Below are 17,685 nucleotides of genomic sequence, written 5' to 3'. Positions count from 1 at the left end.
GGCGGGGCTCCTACGCCTCCCGCCCCCCGCCCGCAAGTCCTTGGGGCGTCCCGGCCCCGCGCCTACGGTCGGAGCATGGACGCACAGGACATCCGCTGGAACGACGAAGCCCGCGACAAGATCCTCGAGGACTCGGACAGGGTCCTCCGCGAGGCGGTGCTCGACCTCGCGACGAGCAAGAAGGGCGAGCCCTGGGAGGACGTGTTCGCCGAGCTGAACGCGCGCCTCAAGGACCGCTTCATCGACTTCGAGCCCGGCCCGGACCTCCGCAAGTACGCCGAGGCCGTCTCCGCCGGGGAGATCGAGACCGGCTCGTGAGCGAGCACGACCGCGACGCCGCGCTCGAGGACGAGATCACCTCGATCCACGCCCTCGGCGAGGGCCGCGTCGGCGAGACGGCCGGCCCGGAGGACGAGGACCACGAGCTCTCGCCCGAGCAGGACGCCCGCATCGAGTCCGAGCTGAAGAGCCGGGGCAGCGAGAGCTGATCCCCCGGTACGCGGAAGGCCCGCTCCCCCTCGAGGGAGCGGGCCTTCCGCGTGAGTCGCGATTACGCCGAGAGGGGCTCGTAGTCGGTGTAGCCCTCGGCTCCTCCGCCGTAGACCGTCTCCTGGACGACCTCGTTCTCGGGGTGCCCGCCCTGCCAGCGCTCGACCAGGTCGGGGTTGGCGATCGCCGGGCGGCCGACGGCCACGGCGTCGGCGTGGCCCTCGCTGATCAGCTCGGTCGCCTCCTCGCGGCTGGTCGGCGAGCCGAAGCCGCTGTTGGCGATGAAGACGCCGTCGAAGCGCGAGCGGAGGTCCTGGACCAGCTCGCCGGCGGGCTCGGCGTGCAGGACGCTGAGGTAGGCCAGGCCGAGCGGGGCGAGCCCGTCGACGACGGCCTCGTAGGTGGCGCGCACGTCGTCGGCGTCGGTCTCGACGACGTCCTGGATGTTGTGGGCCGGCGAGAGGCGGATGCCGACGCGGCCCGCTCCGACCTCGTCGACGATCGCGCGGGTGACCTCGAGCGGGAACGCGGCGCGCTCGGCCGGGGTCCCGCCGTACTGGTCGGTGCGCACGTTGGAGACGGGCGAGAGGAACTCGTGCAGCAGGTAGCCGTTGGCGCCGTGCACCTCGACTCCGTCGAAGCCGGCGTCGATCGCGCGGCGGGCGGCGGCGACGAACTCGTCGCGGACGGTCGCCAGCTCCTCGGTGGTCAGCGCGTGCGGCACCGGGAAGGGCTTCTTGCCGGAGGGGGTGTGCACCTCTCCGTCGATGGCGACGGCGCTCGGGGCGACGATGCGGTCGGTGCCGGTGATCTCGGTGTGTGAGACGCGGCCCGCGTTCATCAGCTGCATGACGATGCGCCCGCCCGCGGCGTGCACGGCGTCGGCGACGGCGCGCCAGCCCGCGGCCTGCGCGTCGGTCTCGATGCCGGGCTGCCCGGCGTAGCCCTTGGACTCGGCGCTGGGGAAGACGCCCTCGCTGATCAGCAGGCCCATGCTCGCGCGCTGGGCGTAGTACTCGGCGACGATCGCGCCGGGCACGCCCTGCTCGTCGGAGCGCAGTCGCGTCATCGGTGCCAGGACGATGCGGTTGGGGAGGTCGAGGTCGCCGGCGGTGAGGGGGGAGAACGGATCCACGGGATCGCCTTTCTACGGAGCTGTCTCAGGGGGCTGCCCTGAGGGGGGAGGCACGTGCACCTGCGGCGCACTCCGGGCAGAAACCGCGAGCGGAGCACGGTCATTCCTCCTCCCGGCGTTCTCCCATCCCCCGCGCCCCGGGCACGCGGTCGACGGCCTGCCGCCTCCCGACCCCTGCTCGGACACCGGGGCTGTCTACACTCGGGAGGCGACGACGAAGGAGTGTGCGCGATGCCGGCGAGACCCCACCACCCCGTGAGCTCCCGGCTGCTGCCGGCGCTCGCGGCCCTCCTGATCGCCGCGGTCCTCGCGCTGGTCCCCGCGACCGCGGCGCTGGCCGAATCGCCCGTCTCCTTCTCCTCCTCCACCGTCCTCGACTCGGTCGGGGTGCTGAGCTCCGGAGAGACCGCCGAGATCGAGCAGGCCTCGCGGGCCCTCTACGACCAGCACCGCGTGCAGCTGTTCGTCGCCTTCGTCGACTCCTTCACCGATCCGTCCGACCGCGCCGCGTGGGCGGACGAGACCGCGACCCGCAACGGACTGGGCACCGACGACGTCCTCCTGGCCGTCGCGGTCGACGCCCGCCAGTACCAGGTGTCGGTCGCGCAGGGCTTCGCCCTCGACGACGCGCAGGTCTCCTCGCTCCAGTCCGACGACATCGAGCCGAGGCTCGCCGACGGCGACTGGGCCGGAGCCGCGGTGGCCGCCGCCGACGGGATCGGGCAGCGCCTCGACGCGCCCAGCGCCGGCGAGTCCCTCGGCTCGGGGCTGCTGATCGCGCTCGGCGTGCTCGCGGCCCTCGTCGTGGTCGGCCTCGTGGTGCTGCTGCTCGTCCGCCGCGCGCGGAAGCGCCGCGCCCAGGAGGCGGTGGAGGCCTCGATCGACGAACTCGCCACCCGTGCCGGGTCGGCCCTCGTCCACGCCGACGACGCCGTCCGCACCAGCGAGCAGGAGGTCGGCTTCGCGGAGGCGCAGTTCGGCGCCGACGCGACCGGCGCGTTCCGCGAGGCGCTCGTCACCGCGAAGCGCCTGCTCGGCGAGGCCTTCACCCTGCAGCAGCGCCTCGACGACGCCGAGCCGGAGACCGATCAGGAGCGCCGCGACGGCTACCAGCGCATCCTCCAGCTCTGCGCCGACGCCGAGCAGACGCTCGACGAGCGCGCGAGCGCGTTCGAGGAGCTGCGCGACCTCGAGAAGAACGCGCCGCAGGTCGCCGCCGCGCTCTCGGCTCGCGCCGCCGAGGTCGGCGACCGCCTCCCCTCGGCCCGCGCCCGCCTCGCCGAGCTCGCCTCCCGCTACGCGCCGACCGCGATCGACGACGTGGGCGACGACGCCGACCAGGCCGAGGACCGCCTCCGCTTCACCCGCGACCAGCTCGCCGGCGCCCAGCAGGCGCTGCAGGCCGGCGACTCCGGCCGCGCCGCCGTGCTGCTGCGCGCCGGGCAGCAGGCCGCCGAGCAGGCCTCCGGGCTCGTCGACGCGGTGGCGACGCGCGGCGACGAGCTGCAGAAGGCGGAGGCGTCGCTCGCCGGCCGCATCGCCGAGATCCGCGCCGACGTGGCGCAGGGACGAGCGCTCGCCGCCTCCCAAGACGCGGAGTCCGCTGCCCAGGCGCAGAACGTCGCCGCGGCGGTCGCCTCGACCGAGGCCGCCCTCGACGACGTCGAGCGCGCCGCCTCCGTGCGGCCGAACGACCCGCTCGCCCTGCTCGGGGCGCTCACCGCCGCCGACGCCACGATCGACGCCGCCGTCGGCGGGTTCCGCGACGCGCAGGCCCAGCGCGAGCGCGAGCGGGCCGCCCTCGGCGCCGAGCTCACCTCCGCCCGCAGCCGCGTCTCGGCCGCCGAGGACTTCATCGCGGCCCGCCGCGGCGCGGTCGGCTCGGAAGCGCGCACCCGCGTCGCCGAGGCCGCCCGCTCGGCCGAGTACGCCGAGCGCATCGCCGCCACCGACCCCCGCGAGGCTCTCGCCTCCGCCCAGCGCGCTTCGCAGCTCGCCCAGCAGGCGCTCGAGCGGGCGCGGGCCGACGCCGGCTCCTACTCCGCCCCGAACGCCGTCGGCAGCCCCTACGGAGGCGACACGACCGGCGCGTTCCTCGGCGGGATCCTGGTCGAGTCGCTCCTGGGAGGCGGACGCCGCAGCGGCTACCGCTCGGGCGGCTTCGGCGGAGGCGGGTTCAGCGGCGGCTTCGGCGGCGGCGGCTCGTCCCGGCGCTCCGGCGGCGGCGGCTTCGGCGGCGGGCGCAGCAGCGGCGGAGGCGGACGCCGTGGCGGCGGCGGTCGCTTCTGAGCGCCCCCGGGCATCCGCGCACGACCGACGACCACCACCTCCCCCACGACTCCGGCACCACCTCCGACATCCGGCACCACCCACGACGCAAGGAGAGACACCCATGGCTCAGAGACAGTCGATCTTCGGCCGCATCGCGCAGCTCGCGAAGGCCAACATCAACGCGCTCCTCGACCAGGCCGAGGACCCGCAGAAGATGCTCGACCAGATGGTCCGCGACTACACCGACAGCATCCGCGACGCCGAGGCGGCGATCGCCACCACGATCGGCAACCTGCGCCTGCTCGAGGACGACTACCGCGAGGACGTGCAGAACGCCCAGGAGTGGGGCGGCAAGGCCCTCGCCGCGAGCCGCAAGGCCGACGAGCTGCGCACCGGCGGGAGCGCCGGCGACGCCGACAAGTTCGACGCGCTGGCCAAGGTCGCTCTGCAGCGCCAGATCCAGTCCGAGAAGGAGGCGAAGGACGCCGAGCCGACCATCGCCTCGCAGACCGAGGTCGTCGACAAGCTCAAGACGGGCCTGAACCAGATGCGCGAGAAGCTGCAGCAGCTCTCGAGCAAGCGCGACGAGCTGATCGCGCGCTCGAAGACCGTCGAGGCGCAGAGCCAGGTCCAGGACGCCGTGAAGAGCATCGACCTGATGGACCCGACGAGCGAGGTGAGCCGCTTCGAGCAGAAGATCCGCCGCGAGGAGGCGCGCGTCCGCGGCGCGGAGGAGCTCGCCTCCTCGAGCCTGGACGCGCAGTTCGAGTCGCTCGAGGACCTCGGCGAGATGACCGAGGTGGAGGCGCGCCTCGCCGCGCTCAAGTCCGGCCGCCCGCAGGACTCGATCGGCTCCTGAGCCCGTGCGCCTCCGGCGGCGGTCCCGCCGGAGGCGCAACCCACCCTTCCCGACACGCGCGGGGCGAAGGCTGGCAATCGCCATGGTGCGGTGCCGCCGCCGTCCCCGTAGTGTTCACACCAGGTTGCCCTTGACCCCGGTCGCCCTGATGCCGCGCCCGGCCCCTACCGACGCGGTGAACCATGAGCGGACCGCCCCCGTCGGGATCGCTCACCGAGAGATCGTCGACGCCGACGGTCACCACGAAGAGCGAGGCGCCGATGAGCACCCCCACCACCACGTCCGTCACCGGAGGCGCCCCCCGCGTCGTCCGCACCCGTCCCCGCGCCGACGGCCGCGTCAACCCGACGACCGAGTACTCCGGTCTCCTCAGCACGGTCCGCGACGCGGGGCTCCTCCGCCGCCGCACCGGCTTCTACTACACGATGTTCGGCGCGCTGGTCCTCGCGCTCGGCGGCATCGTCACCGGCTTCGTCCTGCTGGGCGACTCCTGGTTCCAGCTCCTGCTCGCCGCCGCCCTCGGCATCGTGCTGACGCAGTTCGCCTTCCTCGCCCACGAGGCCTCGCACCGCCAGGTGTTCGAGTCCGGCAGGGCCAACGACGTCGCCGGGCGCACCCTCGCGAACCTCTTCGTCGGCATCAGCTACTCCTGGTGGATGACCAAGCACAGCCGCCACCACGCGAACCCGAACGTGCTGGGCAAGGACCCGGACATCGAGCGCGACGTCGTCTCCTTCACCGCCGAGGACGCCGCCCGCTCGCGCGGCCTCTACGCCTGGCTCACCCGCCGCCAGGGCTACGCGTTCTTCCCGCTGCTGCTGCTCGAGGGCCTCAACCTGCACCTGCACGGCTTCCGCACCGTGTTCGGCAAGGGCAAGGTCGACAAGCGATGGGTCGAGATCACCATGCTCGTCACCCGCGTCGGCCTCTACCTCGCCGTCGTCTTCTGGGCCCTCCCCCTCGGCATGGCGTTCGCCTTCGTCGGCGTGCAGCTGGGCGTCTTCGGCCTCTACATGGGTGCCTCCTTCGCGCCGAACCACAAGGGCATGCCGCTGCTGCCGAAGGAGGCGCGCGTCGACTTCCTCCGCCGCCAGGTCCTCACCTCGCGCAGCATCCGCAGCACCTGGTTCACCGACCTCTACATGGGCGGCCTCAACTACCAGGTGGAGCACCACCTCTTCCCGAACATGCCCCGCCCGGCGCTGCGCCGCGCGCAGGTCATCGCCAAGGAGTACTGCACCACCCACCAGATCCCCTACACCGAGACCTCGCTGATGGAGTCGTACGCGATCGTCGTCCGCTACCTCAACAAGGTCGGCCTGTCGGCCGGCGGCGACCCGTTCGACTGCCCCGCCGCCTCCGCCTACGGACGCTGAGCACTCCCCCTCGCAGGCCCCCCGCACCTTCCCGGTGCGGGGGGCCTGCGTCGTTCGCGGGAGCGCAAGGGGGTGCCCCCGCGGGCGGCGGAGTCGTAGCGTCGGGGCATGAGCAGCTCCGACTACGACATCGAGCCCACCCCCACCGACACGACCGACGGCGCGCGCACGCCCGACCCCGTCACCGAGACCGGCACCTCCGCGGGCCTCGACGAGGTCGGCGGCGCGGCCTCCCCCCTGGCCGACGGCGTCGGCGCCGACGGCGAGGAGCAGAACCCCCCGCTGCCCGACTGGGGCCCCACCGACGGCGTCCACGGCACCGACGCCGAGGCCGACGTCTCGGGCACCGAGCAGCACTGACACGGCTCCGCGAGGGACCTCCCCGGCCGGTCGGCGAACGTTCCGACCGCGTTCCGAGGAGGTCCCTCCGTGTTCGCCGGAGGGTCGGCCGGCGCTCGGGCGCCGCGCCCTACACTGGCGAAATGCAGCCGACCGAACGCGCCCTCCGCGTGATCTCCTACAACCTCCGGGAGCACCGAGCGCACGCCGAGATCGCCCCCCTCGCCGCCCGCCACGACATCGACGTCCTGTGCCTGCAGGAGTGCGACACCACGAAGCTGCCGCAGGAGGTGGGCTCGCTCCGGCTCGCGTCCGTCACGGCCCGCAACCGCCTGGGCCTGGCCGTCTACTACTCGCAGGACCGCTTCGAGCTCTCCGGCAGCGCCGCGTTCGAGCTCAGCAAGTCCATGCACGACCGCGTGATGTCCCCCGCTCACGAGCGCCTGCTGGCCGTCCGCCTCGACGACCGCGACGGCGGATCAATCGCGGTCTCCTCCTTCCACGCCGCTCCGCTGTCGGCAGGCAACGCCCTGCGCCGCAAGCAGATCGACGAGGCGCTGAACCGGCTGCGCGAGTACGCGCCGGACACCCCCTCCCTGATGGTCGGCGACTACAACTACCCGTGGTTCTTCCGCGGACTCGACCGCCGGATGACCCGGAACGGCTACCTGGTCTCGCGGAGCGACTCCCCCACCTACGCGCGCTACCGCTACTTCAGCGGCCACTTCGACTTCGCGATCAGCGACTCCGTGCGGATCGAGCGGGTCTCCACGCTGCCCCAGGGCGTCTCGGACCACCTCCCGGTGATGGTCGACGCGCACTACGGCGTCCCCGCCGCCTGAGCGCGGGGCCCACTGGCCCGCACGGTCGGTAGGCTCAGGGGGTGACGACCCTGATCCTCGCCCGGCACGGAGAGACTGTCTGGCACTCCGAGAACCGCTTCGCGGGCTCCTCCGACATCGCGCTGACCCCCCGGGGCCAGGACCAGGCGGCGACTCTGGCCGCCTGGGCCGTCGACGCCGACCTCGAGGCGGTGTACTCCTCCACCCTGGTCCGGGCAGTGCGCACCGCCGTGCCCGCCGCGCGGGCGGCCCACCTCGAGCTGCAGCCCGACCCGGCGCTGGTCGAGGTCGACTTCGGCCGGGGCGAGGGGCTGACCACCGACGAGATGGAGAAGCGCTTCCCGGACGAGTACCACGCGTGGGTCGCCGCTCCGGCCATCCAGCCGATGCCCGGCGGCGAGTCCGGCCTCGACGCCGTCGCCCGCGCGAACACCTCGCTCGCCCGCATCCACCGCGAGCACCCCGACGGCCGCGTGCTCGTCGTCGCGCACGGCACGCTCATCCGCCTCCTGCTGTGCGCCTACCTCGGCATCAACCCCGAGACCTACCGGCACACCTTCCCGGTGGTCGACAACGTCTCGCTGACCACGCTGCGCTGGGACGCGACCGGCGTCGGCCTGCTCGGCTACAACGTCCCGCCCGTCCAGACGCAGCGGCGCTCCAGCTGAGCGCAGCGGTCGCTCCGGAGCGGCGCCCGGCGAGCGCGGGCTCGATCGGCCTGGTGCTCGGGTCGGTCGCGAGCGTGCAGCTGGGCGCCTCCTTCGCCGTACTGCTCTTCCCCGCCGCGGGGCCGATCGGCACCGTCACGCTCCGGCTGGTGTTCTCGGCCGTCGTGCTGCTCCTGGTCTGCCGTCCGCGGCTGCGCGGCCACAGCCGGAGCGACTGGGCCACTGTCGCCGCCTACGGTCTCGCCCTCGGCGGGATGAACGCCTGCTACTACGAGGCCATCGCCCGGATCCCGCAGGGCGCCGCCGTCACCCTCGAGGTGCTCGGGCCGCTGACGCTCTCGGTGATCGCCGGGAGGAGCGTGCTGAGCCTGGTCTGGGCGGTGCTCGCGCTGGCCGGGGTGGTGACCCTGTCGCAGGGCGGGTTCTCGGCGCTGGACCCGGTCGGCGTCGGCTTCGCGCTGGGGGCCGCAGTGCTCTGGGCCGCGTACATCGTCTTCGCCGGCCGCACCGGCGGGCGATTCCAGGGGATCGACGGGCTCGCGCTGGCGCTGGCGGCCGGCGCGATCGTGTCGCTGCCGTTCGGCCTCGCCTCCGCCGGGCCCGCCCTCGTGGTGCCGCCGGTGCTGCTCCTCGGGCTCGCCGTGGCGGTGCTCTCCTCCGCGGTGCCCTACGCGCTGGAGCTGCTGGCGCTGCGGCGCCTGCGCTCCTCCACCTTCTCGATCCTGATGTCGCTCTCCCCCGGGGCGGCCGCGCTCTCGGGCTTCCTCGTGCTCGGCCAGCGCCTCAGCGCCGTCGAGGCCGTCGGGATCGCGCTCGTGGTCGCCGCGAGCATCGGGGCGGTGCGGACCGCGCGGACCTCCGCCTGAGCGGCAGTTCTTTTGTTAGGCTAACTATGTGCCATCGACCGAGACCCTGCAGACCGAGACCCCTCAGACCGAGACCCTGCAGACCGATCTCCCGCTGACCTCCCTCGCGGGCGAGGTGCGGGCAGCGGTCGGCCGGCTCGGACGGCGGCTCCGGCAGGAGAAGGCCCAGCACGAGCTCAGCGATCCGCAGTTCAGCGTGCTCGCACTCCTGCACCGCGAGGGCGCCAAGACCCTCGGCGAGCTGGCCGAGGCGGAGCGGGTCCGCCCGCCCTCGATGACCCGCACGGTCGGCTGCCTGGTCGACGAAGGACTCGCGGAGCGCCTCGCCGACCCCGCCGACGGCCGCGTCACCCGCATCCGCCCCACCGGGGCCGGCACCGCACTGGTGCTCGACGTGCGCCGCAGCCGCGACGCGTGGCTCGTGGCGCGCCTCGAGGAGCTCCCTCCCGAGGACCTGCGCCTGCTCCACGACGCGGCGGCGGTCCTGCGCGCGGTGGCCGACCGATGAGCGCGATGTTCCGCTCCCTCGCCGTGCCGAACTACCGCATCTGGTTCGCGGGCGCGATGGTCTCGAACGTCGGCACCTGGATGCAGCGGACGGCCCAGGACTGGATCGTGATCAACGACCTGACCGACCACGACGCGACGGCGCTCGGCGTGACCATGGCACTGCAGTTCGGACCGCAGCTCGTGATGGTCCCCTTCTCCGGCTTCATCGCCGACCGCTTCGACCGGCGGAAGCTCCTGATGGCCACCCAGGGCGCGATGGGCGCGCTCGGGCTCGGCCTGGGACTCATCGTCGTGACCGGGGTCGTCCAGCTCTGGATGGTCTACCTCTTCGCTCTGCTGCTCGGCTTCGCCGCGGCGATCGACGCGCCCGTGCGCCAGACGTTCGTCTCGGCGCTGGTCGAGGAGCGCGACCTCACCAACGCCGTCTCGCTGAACTCGGCCTCCTTCAACTCGGCGCGGATGATCGGACCGGCCCTCGCGGGCGTGCTCATCGCCGCGGTCGGCTCCGGCTGGGTCTTCCTCCTCAACGCCGCGAGCTTCCTCGCCGTCCTGCTCTCGCTGCGCGCGCTGCACCGCGACCAGCTCCGCAGCGCCCCGCGGGCCACCCGCGGCCCGGGTGCGCTGCTGGAGGGGTTCCGCTACGTCTCGAAGCGGCCGGACATCCTCGTGGTGCTCGCGATCGTGTTCCTGATCGGCACCTTCGGCCTGAACTTCCCGATCTTCGCCTCGACGATGGCGACGGTCGAGTTCGACATGGGGGCGAGCGAGTTCGGCCTCCTCTCCTCCGCGATCGCCGTCGGCTCGGTGCTGGGGGCGCTCCTCTCGGCTCGCCGCGATCGCCCGAGGCTCCGGCTCATCGTCGGCGCCTCCGCGGCGTTCGGCGTCGCGCTCGCGCTGGCCGGCGTCATGCCGACGGTCTGGGCGTTCGCGATCCTGCTCCCCTTCGTCGGCATCGCGGCGCAGACGCTGATGACCTCGGCCAACGGCTACGTGCAGCTCTCGACCGCCCCCGAGATGCGAGGCCGGGTCATGGCGCTGTACATGGCCATCTTCGTCGGCGGCACCCCGATCGGCGCACCGCTGATCGGCTGGGTCGCGAACGCCTACGGTCCGCGCCAGGCGATGCTGGTCGGTGCCGCCTCCGGGATCGCGGCGGCCGCCATGGGACTCGCCTTCCACCTCCGCCTGCGCCGCGCCGCCCGGCTCGCGGCCCCCGGGCCGGAGGCTCCGCCGTCCACCGGCGGAGTCCCCCTGCTGCGCCCGCGCGCCTAGGCTCCGTCGGCCGGTCCGCACGCCGGGCGGATCCGCGGACCGCCCACTCGACGGGTCGCCCCCGACGCGGGGCGCGACCGCCGCCCGCCCTCAGGCCTCGCGGGTGATCTCGACGCGGACGAAGAGCTTCGACGAGCGGGGCCCGGCGAACACCCCGCGCAGCGGCGCGATGTCGTTGTAGTCGCGGCCGCGGCCGACGATGACGTGGCGGTCGCCGATGTCGATCAGGTTCGTCGGGTCGTAGCCGCGCCAGGCTCCTCCGCAGAACCACTCGACCCACGCGTGGGACTCCCCCACCACGGTCTCGCCGATCTCGGCGTGCGGCTTGGGGTGCAGGTAGCCCGAGACGTAGCGCGCCGGGATGCCCACCGAGCGCAGCGCCCCGAGGACGATGTGCGTGATGTCCTGGCAGACGCCCTCTCGCGCGGTCCACGACTCCGTCGCGGTGGAGTGCACGCCGGTGACGCCCTGCCGGTAGGTCATCGCCCGGCCGATCGTCTCGGCGATCGTGAGCGCGGCCTCGCACGGCCCGGCCGCCTCGTCCGCGAGCGAGCGCGCCATCGCCGAGAGGTCCTCCGGCGGCGCGGTGCGGTGGGTCTGCTTCGACTGCTCCACGTACTCGGTGCGCGTCTCGACCTGCTCGGACAGCTGATCCCACCCGGTCGGGTGGTCGGGGTGCTGCTTCGGCCGGATCTCGACGAGCGAGGTCGCCGTCAGCGAGAGCTCGCGGTGGGCGTCGAGCACGTCGAACGACGAGACGCGGGTGCCCCAGTAGTCGGTGTAGGCGTGCACCGAGGTCACCGGCCTGATGTCGAGGTTCGAGAACAGCACCAGCTGCCCGTCCGAGGAGGCGGGGAGCATCCGCGCCTCGTTGTAGGACGCGACCACGTCCCCCGCGTAGGTGAAGCCCGTGGTGTGCCTGATGCGCAGCCTGCTCACAGCGCCTCCCCGATCCAGCTCGGCATGACGTTGGTGGGGAAGTACCGCTGGCGGATCGCCTCGGAAGCGGCCGAGGTCGCCTCCTGCACGCTGTCCATGTGCCGCGGCAGGTCCTCGAGGATGTCGGTGATCGGCCGGAACTCCAGCTCGCTGCGGATCCGCCCGAGGACGCGCTGCGCGTCGCCGGAGTGGCCGATGCGGCCGGTGCGCGGCTCGATGTCGCGCATGCACGCCTCCGCCCGCGAGACCGAGAAGAGGATCGAGCGCGGGAACAGCCGGTCCAGGAGGAGGAACTCGGCCGCGTTCCGCGCGCTCGGCACGCCCCGGTAGGTGCGCAGGTACGCCTCGTAGGCGCCGCAGGAGCGGAGGATCGTGGTCCAGGAGGGGCCGCTCGCCTCGGTCAGCGAGCGGGTGGCGAGCAGGCGGGCGGTCATGTCGGCGCGCTCGATCGAGCGGCCGAGGGTGAAGAACTGCCAGGCCTCGTCACGCGAGGTCGCCGACTCGATGATGCCGACGGCGAGGGCGGAGCGCTCGCGCACCCAGCTGAAGAACTCCGACACCCGCTCGCCCGAGACGCGGCGCGGCATCCGGGTGCGCGTGGTGTTGAGGCACTCCCAGAGCTCGGTCGAGACGATCTCGCGCGCCCGGCGGGCGTTCTCGCGGGCCGCGCCGAGCGAATAGGCGATCGAGGCGGGGTTCGTGCGGTCGATCGCGAGGATCGCCAGCACGTCGGCGCGGGTGATCTCGCGCATGTCGTCGGGCGGGGTCGAGCCCATCACCGACAGGAGCGAGCGGCAGGCCGTGTCCTCGTCGATCCACGGGTCCTCGAGCAGGAGCTGGAGGTGGACGTCGAGGATGCGGGCGGTGCCGTCGGACCGCTCGATGTAGCGGCCGATCCAGAACAGCGACTCGGCGATCCGGGAGAGCATCAGTCGTCCTCCCCCGCCGCGAGCGTCTGCTGCTGCTGCTGGTCCTGGTCGGTGTTCGGCGCGTCCTGCGGCGAGTGGTCGGGCGTGTGGTTGAGCGGGTAGACGATCGGGATGGAGCTGGTGACCGCGGCCTGCTCGGCGACGAGCGCCTGGATGTCGCGCGCCTCGGGCTCGGCGCTGCGCGCCTCCTCGAGGCCGACCACCCAGGTGTCCTTCGATCCGCCGCCCTGCGACGAGTTGACGACGAGCTGCCCCTCCGGGAGCGCGACGCGGGTCAGGCCGCCGGGCAGCACCCAGACGTCGGTGCCGTCGTTCACGGCGAAGGGCCGCAGGTCGGCGTGCCGGGGGCGCATCCCGTCGTCGACGAGGGTGGGGATGGTGGAGAGCTGCACGACCGGCTGCGCGATCCAGCCGCGCGGGTCGGCCTGGAGGCGGGAGCGCAGCTCCGCGAGCTCCTTCGCCGAGGCGGCCGGCCCGACGACCAGGCCCTTGCCGCCGGAGCCGTCGACCGGCTTCACGACGAGCTCGTCGAGGCGGTCGAGCACCTCCTCGAGCGCTCCCGGATCCTCGAGCCGCCACGTGTCGACGTTCTTGATCACCGGCTCCTCCGAGAGGTAGTAGCGGATGAGGTCGGGCAGGTAGGTGTAGACGAGCTTGTCGTCGGCGACGCCGTTGCCGACCGCGTTGGCGATCGTGACGTTCCCGAGCCGGGCCGCGAGCATCAGCCCGGGCGAGCCGAGCATCGAGTCGGCGCGGAACTGCAGCGGATCGAGGAACTCGTCGTCCACGCGCCGGTAGATCACGTCGACCCGGGTCGGGCCGGAGGTGGTGCGCATGAACACCTTGCCGCCCGTGCAGAACAGGTCGCGGCCCTCGACCAGCTCGACGCCCATGAGGCGGGCGAGGAGGGTGTGCTCGAAGTAGGCGGAGTTGTAGACGCCCGGGGTGAGCACGACCACGGTCGGGTCGTCGACGCCCTCGGGGGCGGAGGCGCGGAGGGCCTGCAGCAGCTTGTTCGGGTAGTCGCCGACCGGGCGCACCCGCATCGAGACGAACAGCTCGGGCAGCGTCTGCGCCATCACCCGGCGGTTCGAGATGACGTAGGAGACGCCGGAGGGCACGCGGACGTTGTCCTCGAGGACCCGCCAGCCGCCCTTCTCGTCTCGGATCAGGTCGATCCCGGACACCTGGATCCGCACGCCGTTCGCGGGGACGATGCCCGCGGCCTGCCGGTGGAAGTGGCTGGAGCTCGAGATGAGCCCGGCGGGGATGACGCCGTCGGCCACGGCGTTCTGCGGGCCGTAGACGTCGGCGAGGAACGCCTCGAGAGCACGGACCCGCTGCTTGATGCCGGTCTGCACCTCGTTCCACTCGGCGCGCTCGATCACCCGGGGGACGGCGTCGAGCGGGAACGGCCGCTCCTCCCCCGCGAAGTCGAAGGTGACGCCCTGCGCGAGGTAGGAGGAGGCGAGCGCGTCGGTGCGGCCGCGCAGCTCCTCCTGGGTCATCCGCGCGAGCGAGGAGTAGATGTCGCGGTAGGCGCCGCGGACCCCGTCGGGGCCTCCGGTCGACGCCACGTCGGCGAACATCTCGTCCCAGGGGGTGGCGCCCGTGTCGGGCCGCTCGACCTTCTGGGACCCGTATCCGTCGAAGAGGTCACCCATGGCACGACTCTAGTGCGGGGCGTATTGCGGGGATGTTTCGGGCGGCCGCGGGGCGAGCGGGGCGGGTCGGCGACGTCCGGGCACGGCACCGGCGCCGTCCTCCGACAGGCCGGCGGAGGCCCGAGGATCCACGGGAATAGATCCGGCCGCACGTGGTTGAATGAGGATGTACATGCAAACGCATGGACCAGGCCCCACCGGGCCGGAGGACAGAAGGAGCGCCTGATGCAGTTCGGCATCTTCACGGTCAGCGACATCACGACCGACCCCACGACCGGACGGACCCCGTCCGAGTCCGAGAAGATCCAGGCGACCCTCGCGATCGCGCTGAAGGCGGAGGAGATCGGCCTCGACGTCTTCGCCCTGGGCGAGCACCACAACCCGCCGTTCTGGTCCTCCTCCCCCACCACCACGCTCGGCTACCTCGCGGCGAAGACCGAGAGGATCACGCTCTCCACCGCGATGGCCCTCATCACCACGAACGACCCCGTGAAGCTCGCCGAGGACTACGCGATGCTCCAGCACCTCGCCGGCGGCCGCGTCGACCTGATGCTCGGCCGCGGCAACACCGGCCCCGTCTACCCGTGGTTCGGCAAGGACATCCGCCGCGGCATCGAGCTGACGATCGAGAACTACGACCTGCTGCACCGCCTGTGGACCGAGGACTTCGTCGACTGGGAGGGCCAGTTCCGCACTCCCCTCCAGGGCTTCCAGTCGACCCCGCGCCCCCTCGACGGTGTCGCGCCGTTCGTGTGGCACGGATCGATCCGCTCCCCGCAGATCGCCGAGCAGGCCGCCTACTACGGCGACGGCTTCTTCGCGAACCACATCTTCTGGCCCGCCTCGCACACCCAGAAGATGGTGCAGCTCTACCGCCAGCGCTTCGAGCACTACGGCCACGGGACCGCCGACCAGGCGATCGTCGGCCTCGGCGGGCAGATCTTCCTGGCGAAGAACTCGCAGGACGCGGTCTCGCAGTTCCGCCCCTACTTCGACAACGCCCCCGTCTACGGCCACGGCCCCTCGCTCGAGGACTTCACGGAGCAGACCCCGCTCACCGTCGGCTCCCCGCAACAGATCATCGACCGCACCCTCGGCTTCCGCGAGTACGTCGGCGACTACCAGCGCCAGCTCTTCCTGATGGACCACGCGGGACTCCCGCTGAAGACCGTCCTGGAGCAGATGGACATGCTCGGCGAGATCCTCCCCGCCCTCCGCGCGGGCTTCGCCGAGGGCCGCCCCTCGCACGTGCCCGACGCCCCCACCCACGCCTCCCTCGTGGCCGCGCGCGACGCGCAGCCCGCGGCCGAGCCCGTCACCGTCTAGTCAGGAGCTCTCCATGGACACCCGCAGGATCACCGTCCTCTCGGCCGGCCTCAGCCAGCCGTCCTCGACCCGGCTGCTCGCCGACCGCCTGGCCGACGCCGCCGAGTCCTCCCTCACCGAGCAGGGCTTCGCCGTCGAGCGGAGCGTCGTGGAGCTGCGCGACCTCGCGCACGACGTCACGAACAACCTCCTCACCGGCTTCGCGAGCCCCGCTCTGCAGACCGCGCTCGACGCGGTCGCCGGCGCCGACGGCCTGATCGCCGTGACGCCGATCTTCACCACCAGCTACAGCGGGCTCTTCAAGTCGTTCGTCGACGTGCTCGACACGGAGGCGCTGCGCGGTCTGCCCGTGCTGCTGGCGGCCACGGGCGGGTCCCCCCGCCACTCCCTGGCCGTCGACTACGCGATGCGCCCGCTCTTCACCTACCTGCACGCGGCGCCCCTCGCGACCACCGTGTTCGCGGCGACGGACGACTGGGGCGGCGCGACCGAGGACGGACGGGCGCTGCCCTCGCGCATCGAGCGCGCCGGACGCGAGCTGGCCGATCAAGCCGCCCGCTCCTCCCGCTCGGGCTCCACGCCCGACCCGTGGGCGCTCGACGGCTCGTTCGAGGGGATGCTCGGCCGCCGCGGCTGAACGCCCGCCGCGCGGATCGGCCGCTCCTCTCATGGATCGGCCGATCCGTCCAGCCGCGATTCCCGCGGCCCTGCCGGAATAGCCTGCCCCCGGGAGCCTGCCGCTGGCCCCCGGAAGGAGGCCGTCATGGGCCTGACCAGCAAGGGGCTCCCCGCGGGGGCTCTCGACCTCTCGCAGCTCGGACGCGCGGTCCTCGACCGCCGCCGCTTCCTCGGAGCGCTCGGCGTCGCCGCCTCCGTCCCGGTCCTCTCCGGCTGCGGCTTCGCCCCGGCGGGCCCCGCGGCGAGCGCCGGCAGCGACACCCTCACCTTCACCACCTGGGGCACCGACGCCGAGCTGGCCGGCTTCCAGCGCGCGATCGACGCGTTCCAGTCGGCGAACGCCGGCGCCACCGTGACCCTCAACGCGGTCCCGTACGAGCAGATGTTCACCAACATCGACGCGCAGCTGCAGGCGGGGAACCCGCCGGACGTCTTCCGGGTCCCGTACTACACGTTCGGCAGCTACGCCGGCCGCGACCAGCTCCTGGACCTGTCGGGCTTCCTCGACTCCGACGTCGCCGAGCGGTTCACCGATCCGGCCTGGGCCGCGGTGCAGAGCGGCGGGAGCCCCTTCGGCGTCCCCCACCACACCGACACCTCGCTGATCCTCTACAACACGCAGGTGCTGGCCGACGCGGGCGTCACCTCCTTCCCCTCCTCGCCCGAGGAGGCGTGGACCTGGGAGGAGTTCACCGAGGTCGGGCGGAAGCTGCGCGCCTCGCTCCCCGCCGAGCGCTACCCCTTCGCCTACAACTGGCAGGGCAACGGCGTCACCCGCTGGCTGAGCCTGCTCTTCCAGGCCGACGGCCGCTTCCTCACCGAGGACCTGTCCGGGCCCGCGATCGACTCCGCCGCCGGCCGCGCCGCGATCGACTTCAGCCGCAGCTTCTTCACCGACGGCCTCGTGCCGCCGAGCAGCTCCGTGCAAGCGACCACCTACGCCAGCGACCTCTGGTACTCGCAGACCACCGCGATGACCTTCGCCGGCGCGTTCCTCATCCCCGACGCCGACTCCACCCTCGACTTCGAGTGGGGCGCCACCTACTCCCCGCGCAACGTGCGCGGAGGCGGCGACTTCGGCGGCAACGCCCTCGTCGCGACCAAGGCCGCGAAGAACCCGGAGCTGGCCGCCTCCTTCCTCGCGTTCGTGACGGAGGAGGAGGCGATGCGCGACTTCTGCGCCGGCGCCTCCCTCCTCCCCACCCGTCGCGACCTCACGGAGTCGGGCATCGAGTTCGCCGTGCGCCCCGAGCTCGCCGAGGTGTTCCTCGGCCAGGCGGGCACCGTCCAGGCGTCCGACTCGGCGCAGGTCGCCTCGCCCGACATGGCCGCGATCATCACGGTGCTCAAGGAGCAGCTGGAGCAGGCCTTCGTCGGCGGGCGCAGCACCGAGGACACCATCGCCGGCCTCACCTCCGGCATCGCGGCCGCGACGCAGTGAGCCGGTCGGTCCTCGCGCCGGAGGTGAGGCCGGCGATGGTGTCCTCGGTGCTGCGCCCGCCGACGAAGGCCTGCTCCAGCT

18 protein-coding genes are annotated in these 17,685 nt (G+C 72.9%); 14 read left to right on the top strand and 4 right to left on the bottom strand.

Annotated features, from left to right (window positions below):
* Nucleotides 1-75: 75 nt before the first annotated feature.
* Entirely contained in the window at nucleotides 76-318 is a 243-nt protein-coding gene (locus C5C57_RS15435; protein ID WP_068251275.1) for a hypothetical protein, read from the top strand.
* Nucleotides 315-488, top strand: a complete 174-nt coding sequence (locus C5C57_RS18210; protein ID WP_160035225.1) for a hypothetical protein — start codon at nucleotides 315-317, stop codon at nucleotides 486-488. Before C5C57_RS15435 ends, C5C57_RS18210 begins: the two co-directional genes overlap by 4 nt.
* Nucleotides 489-550: 62 nt before the next feature.
* On the opposite strand, the gene C5C57_RS15430 is transcribed toward C5C57_RS18210, so the two are convergent.
* Nucleotides 551-1,624, bottom strand: coding sequence for an alkene reductase (locus C5C57_RS15430; RefSeq protein ID WP_104238614.1), 1,074 nt, complete (start codon nucleotides 1,622-1,624; stop codon nucleotides 551-553).
* A gap of 231 nt (nucleotides 1,625-1,855) precedes the next feature.
* Here C5C57_RS15430 and C5C57_RS15425 point away from each other — a divergent pair, with 231 nt between their 5' ends.
* From C5C57_RS15425 to C5C57_RS15385, 9 genes are all read left to right on the top strand, one after another.
* Entirely contained in the window at nucleotides 1,856-3,913 is a 2,058-nt protein-coding gene (locus tag C5C57_RS15425) for a TPM domain-containing protein (protein ID WP_104297828.1), read from the top strand.
* Between the two features lie 103 nt (nucleotides 3,914-4,016).
* Nucleotides 4,017-4,754 (top strand): PspA/IM30 family protein, encoded by a 738-nt coding sequence (locus C5C57_RS15420; protein WP_104273526.1) that lies wholly within the window; start codon nucleotides 4,017-4,019, stop codon nucleotides 4,752-4,754.
* A gap of 260 nt (nucleotides 4,755-5,014) precedes the next feature.
* Complete coding sequence (locus C5C57_RS15415; protein WP_104261457.1) at nucleotides 5,015-6,130, top strand: acyl-CoA desaturase; 1,116 nt, start codon at nucleotides 5,015-5,017, stop codon at nucleotides 6,128-6,130.
* Between the two features lie 108 nt (nucleotides 6,131-6,238).
* A complete protein-coding gene (locus tag C5C57_RS15410; protein WP_104297827.1) occupies nucleotides 6,239-6,490 on the top strand; it encodes a hypothetical protein in 252 nt (83 codons plus the stop codon).
* Between the two features lie 122 nt (nucleotides 6,491-6,612).
* Nucleotides 6,613-7,311: an endonuclease/exonuclease/phosphatase family protein gene (locus tag C5C57_RS15405; RefSeq protein ID WP_104223855.1), complete on the top strand. Its 699-nt coding sequence runs from the start codon at nucleotides 6,613-6,615 to the stop codon at nucleotides 7,309-7,311.
* 41 nt (nucleotides 7,312-7,352) lie between these two features.
* Nucleotides 7,353-7,979 carry a histidine phosphatase family protein gene (locus C5C57_RS15400; protein WP_104223854.1) on the top strand — a complete coding sequence of 209 codons (627 nt, stop codon included), beginning with the start codon at nucleotides 7,353-7,355 and terminating at the stop codon, nucleotides 7,977-7,979.
* 53 nt (nucleotides 7,980-8,032) lie between these two features.
* Nucleotides 8,033-8,845 (top strand): DMT family transporter, encoded by an 813-nt coding sequence (locus tag C5C57_RS15395; protein WP_244229480.1) that lies wholly within the window; start codon nucleotides 8,033-8,035, stop codon nucleotides 8,843-8,845.
* Nucleotides 8,846-8,873: 28 nt separating this feature from the next.
* Complete coding sequence (locus C5C57_RS15390) at nucleotides 8,874-9,353, top strand: MarR family winged helix-turn-helix transcriptional regulator (RefSeq protein WP_258065794.1); 480 nt, start codon at nucleotides 8,874-8,876, stop codon at nucleotides 9,351-9,353.
* Nucleotides 9,350-10,627, top strand: coding sequence for an MFS transporter (locus C5C57_RS15385; protein ID WP_104297826.1), 1,278 nt, complete (start codon nucleotides 9,350-9,352; stop codon nucleotides 10,625-10,627). Before C5C57_RS15390 ends, C5C57_RS15385 begins: the two co-directional genes overlap by 4 nt.
* 90 nt (nucleotides 10,628-10,717) lie before the next feature.
* Here the strand turns inward: C5C57_RS15385 and C5C57_RS15380 are convergent, their stop codons facing one another.
* Genes C5C57_RS15380 through C5C57_RS15370 form a run of 3 tightly spaced genes read right to left on the bottom strand, consistent with a single transcriptional unit; the run spans nucleotide 10,718 to nucleotide 14,159 of the window.
* Nucleotides 10,718-11,566 carry a transglutaminase family protein gene (locus tag C5C57_RS15380; RefSeq protein WP_104256498.1) on the bottom strand — a complete coding sequence of 283 codons (849 nt, stop codon included), beginning with the start codon at nucleotides 11,564-11,566 and terminating at the stop codon, nucleotides 10,718-10,720.
* Entirely contained in the window at nucleotides 11,563-12,495 is a 933-nt protein-coding gene (locus C5C57_RS15375; protein WP_104223851.1) for an alpha-E domain-containing protein, read from the bottom strand. Before C5C57_RS15375 ends, C5C57_RS15380 begins: the two co-directional genes overlap by 4 nt.
* Nucleotides 12,495-14,159, bottom strand: a complete 1,665-nt coding sequence (locus C5C57_RS15370; RefSeq protein WP_104226201.1) for a circularly permuted type 2 ATP-grasp protein — start codon at nucleotides 14,157-14,159, stop codon at nucleotides 12,495-12,497. Before C5C57_RS15370 ends, C5C57_RS15375 begins: the two co-directional genes overlap by 1 nt.
* 225 nt (nucleotides 14,160-14,384) lie before the next feature.
* On the opposite strand from C5C57_RS15370, the gene C5C57_RS15365 reads away from it, so the two are divergent.
* From C5C57_RS15365 to C5C57_RS15355, 3 genes are all read left to right on the top strand, one after another.
* Nucleotides 14,385-15,485, top strand: coding sequence for an LLM class flavin-dependent oxidoreductase (locus C5C57_RS15365; RefSeq protein WP_104223849.1), 1,101 nt, complete (start codon nucleotides 14,385-14,387; stop codon nucleotides 15,483-15,485).
* 13 nt (nucleotides 15,486-15,498) lie between these two features.
* Nucleotides 15,499-16,122, top strand: coding sequence for an FMN reductase (locus C5C57_RS15360; RefSeq protein ID WP_104249848.1), 624 nt, complete (start codon nucleotides 15,499-15,501; stop codon nucleotides 16,120-16,122).
* A gap of 126 nt (nucleotides 16,123-16,248) precedes the next feature.
* Nucleotides 16,249-17,604: a sugar ABC transporter substrate-binding protein gene (locus C5C57_RS15355; protein ID WP_104297825.1), complete on the top strand. Its 1,356-nt coding sequence runs from the start codon at nucleotides 16,249-16,251 to the stop codon at nucleotides 17,602-17,604.
* The last annotated feature ends 81 nt before the right edge of the window (nucleotides 17,605-17,685 follow it).

Origin of the sequence: Rathayibacter sp. AY1C5 (genome assembly GCF_002931705.1) — a bacterium.
In the GTDB taxonomy this organism is placed as follows: domain Bacteria; phylum Actinomycetota; class Actinomycetes; order Actinomycetales; family Microbacteriaceae; genus Rathayibacter.
Note: the sequence above shows the minus strand (reverse complement) of the source record. Positions and strands in the feature narration are given on the sequence as shown.

Bases quoted from the DNA above. Each gene is read 5' to 3' on its own strand.
- C5C57_RS15425 (WP_104297828.1), top strand. From the start codon at position 1,856: ATGCCGGCGAGACCCCACCACCCCGTGAGCTCCCGGCTGCTGCCGGCG.
- C5C57_RS15365 (WP_104223849.1), top strand. From the start codon at position 14,385: ATGCAGTTCGGCATCTTCACGGTCAGCGACATCACGACCGACCCCACG.
- C5C57_RS15375 (WP_104223851.1), bottom strand. From the start codon at position 12,495: ATGCTCTCCCGGATCGCCGAGTCGCTGTTCTGGATCGGCCGCTACATC.
- C5C57_RS15410 (WP_104297827.1), top strand. From the start codon at position 6,239: ATGAGCAGCTCCGACTACGACATCGAGCCCACCCCCACCGACACGACC.
- C5C57_RS15385 (WP_104297826.1), top strand. From the start codon at position 9,350: ATGAGCGCGATGTTCCGCTCCCTCGCCGTGCCGAACTACCGCATCTGG.
- C5C57_RS15355 (WP_104297825.1), top strand. From the start codon at position 16,249: ATGGGCCTGACCAGCAAGGGGCTCCCCGCGGGGGCTCTCGACCTCTCG.
- C5C57_RS15360 (WP_104249848.1), top strand. From the start codon at position 15,499: ATGGACACCCGCAGGATCACCGTCCTCTCGGCCGGCCTCAGCCAGCCG.
- C5C57_RS15420 (WP_104273526.1), top strand. From the start codon at position 4,017: ATGGCTCAGAGACAGTCGATCTTCGGCCGCATCGCGCAGCTCGCGAAG.
- C5C57_RS15405 (WP_104223855.1), top strand. From the start codon at position 6,613: ATGCAGCCGACCGAACGCGCCCTCCGCGTGATCTCCTACAACCTCCGG.
- C5C57_RS15435 (WP_068251275.1), top strand. From the start codon at position 76: ATGGACGCACAGGACATCCGCTGGAACGACGAAGCCCGCGACAAGATC.
- C5C57_RS15415 (WP_104261457.1), top strand. From the start codon at position 5,015: ATGAGCACCCCCACCACCACGTCCGTCACCGGAGGCGCCCCCCGCGTC.
- C5C57_RS15370 (WP_104226201.1), bottom strand. From the start codon at position 14,159: ATGGGTGACCTCTTCGACGGATACGGGTCCCAGAAGGTCGAGCGGCCC.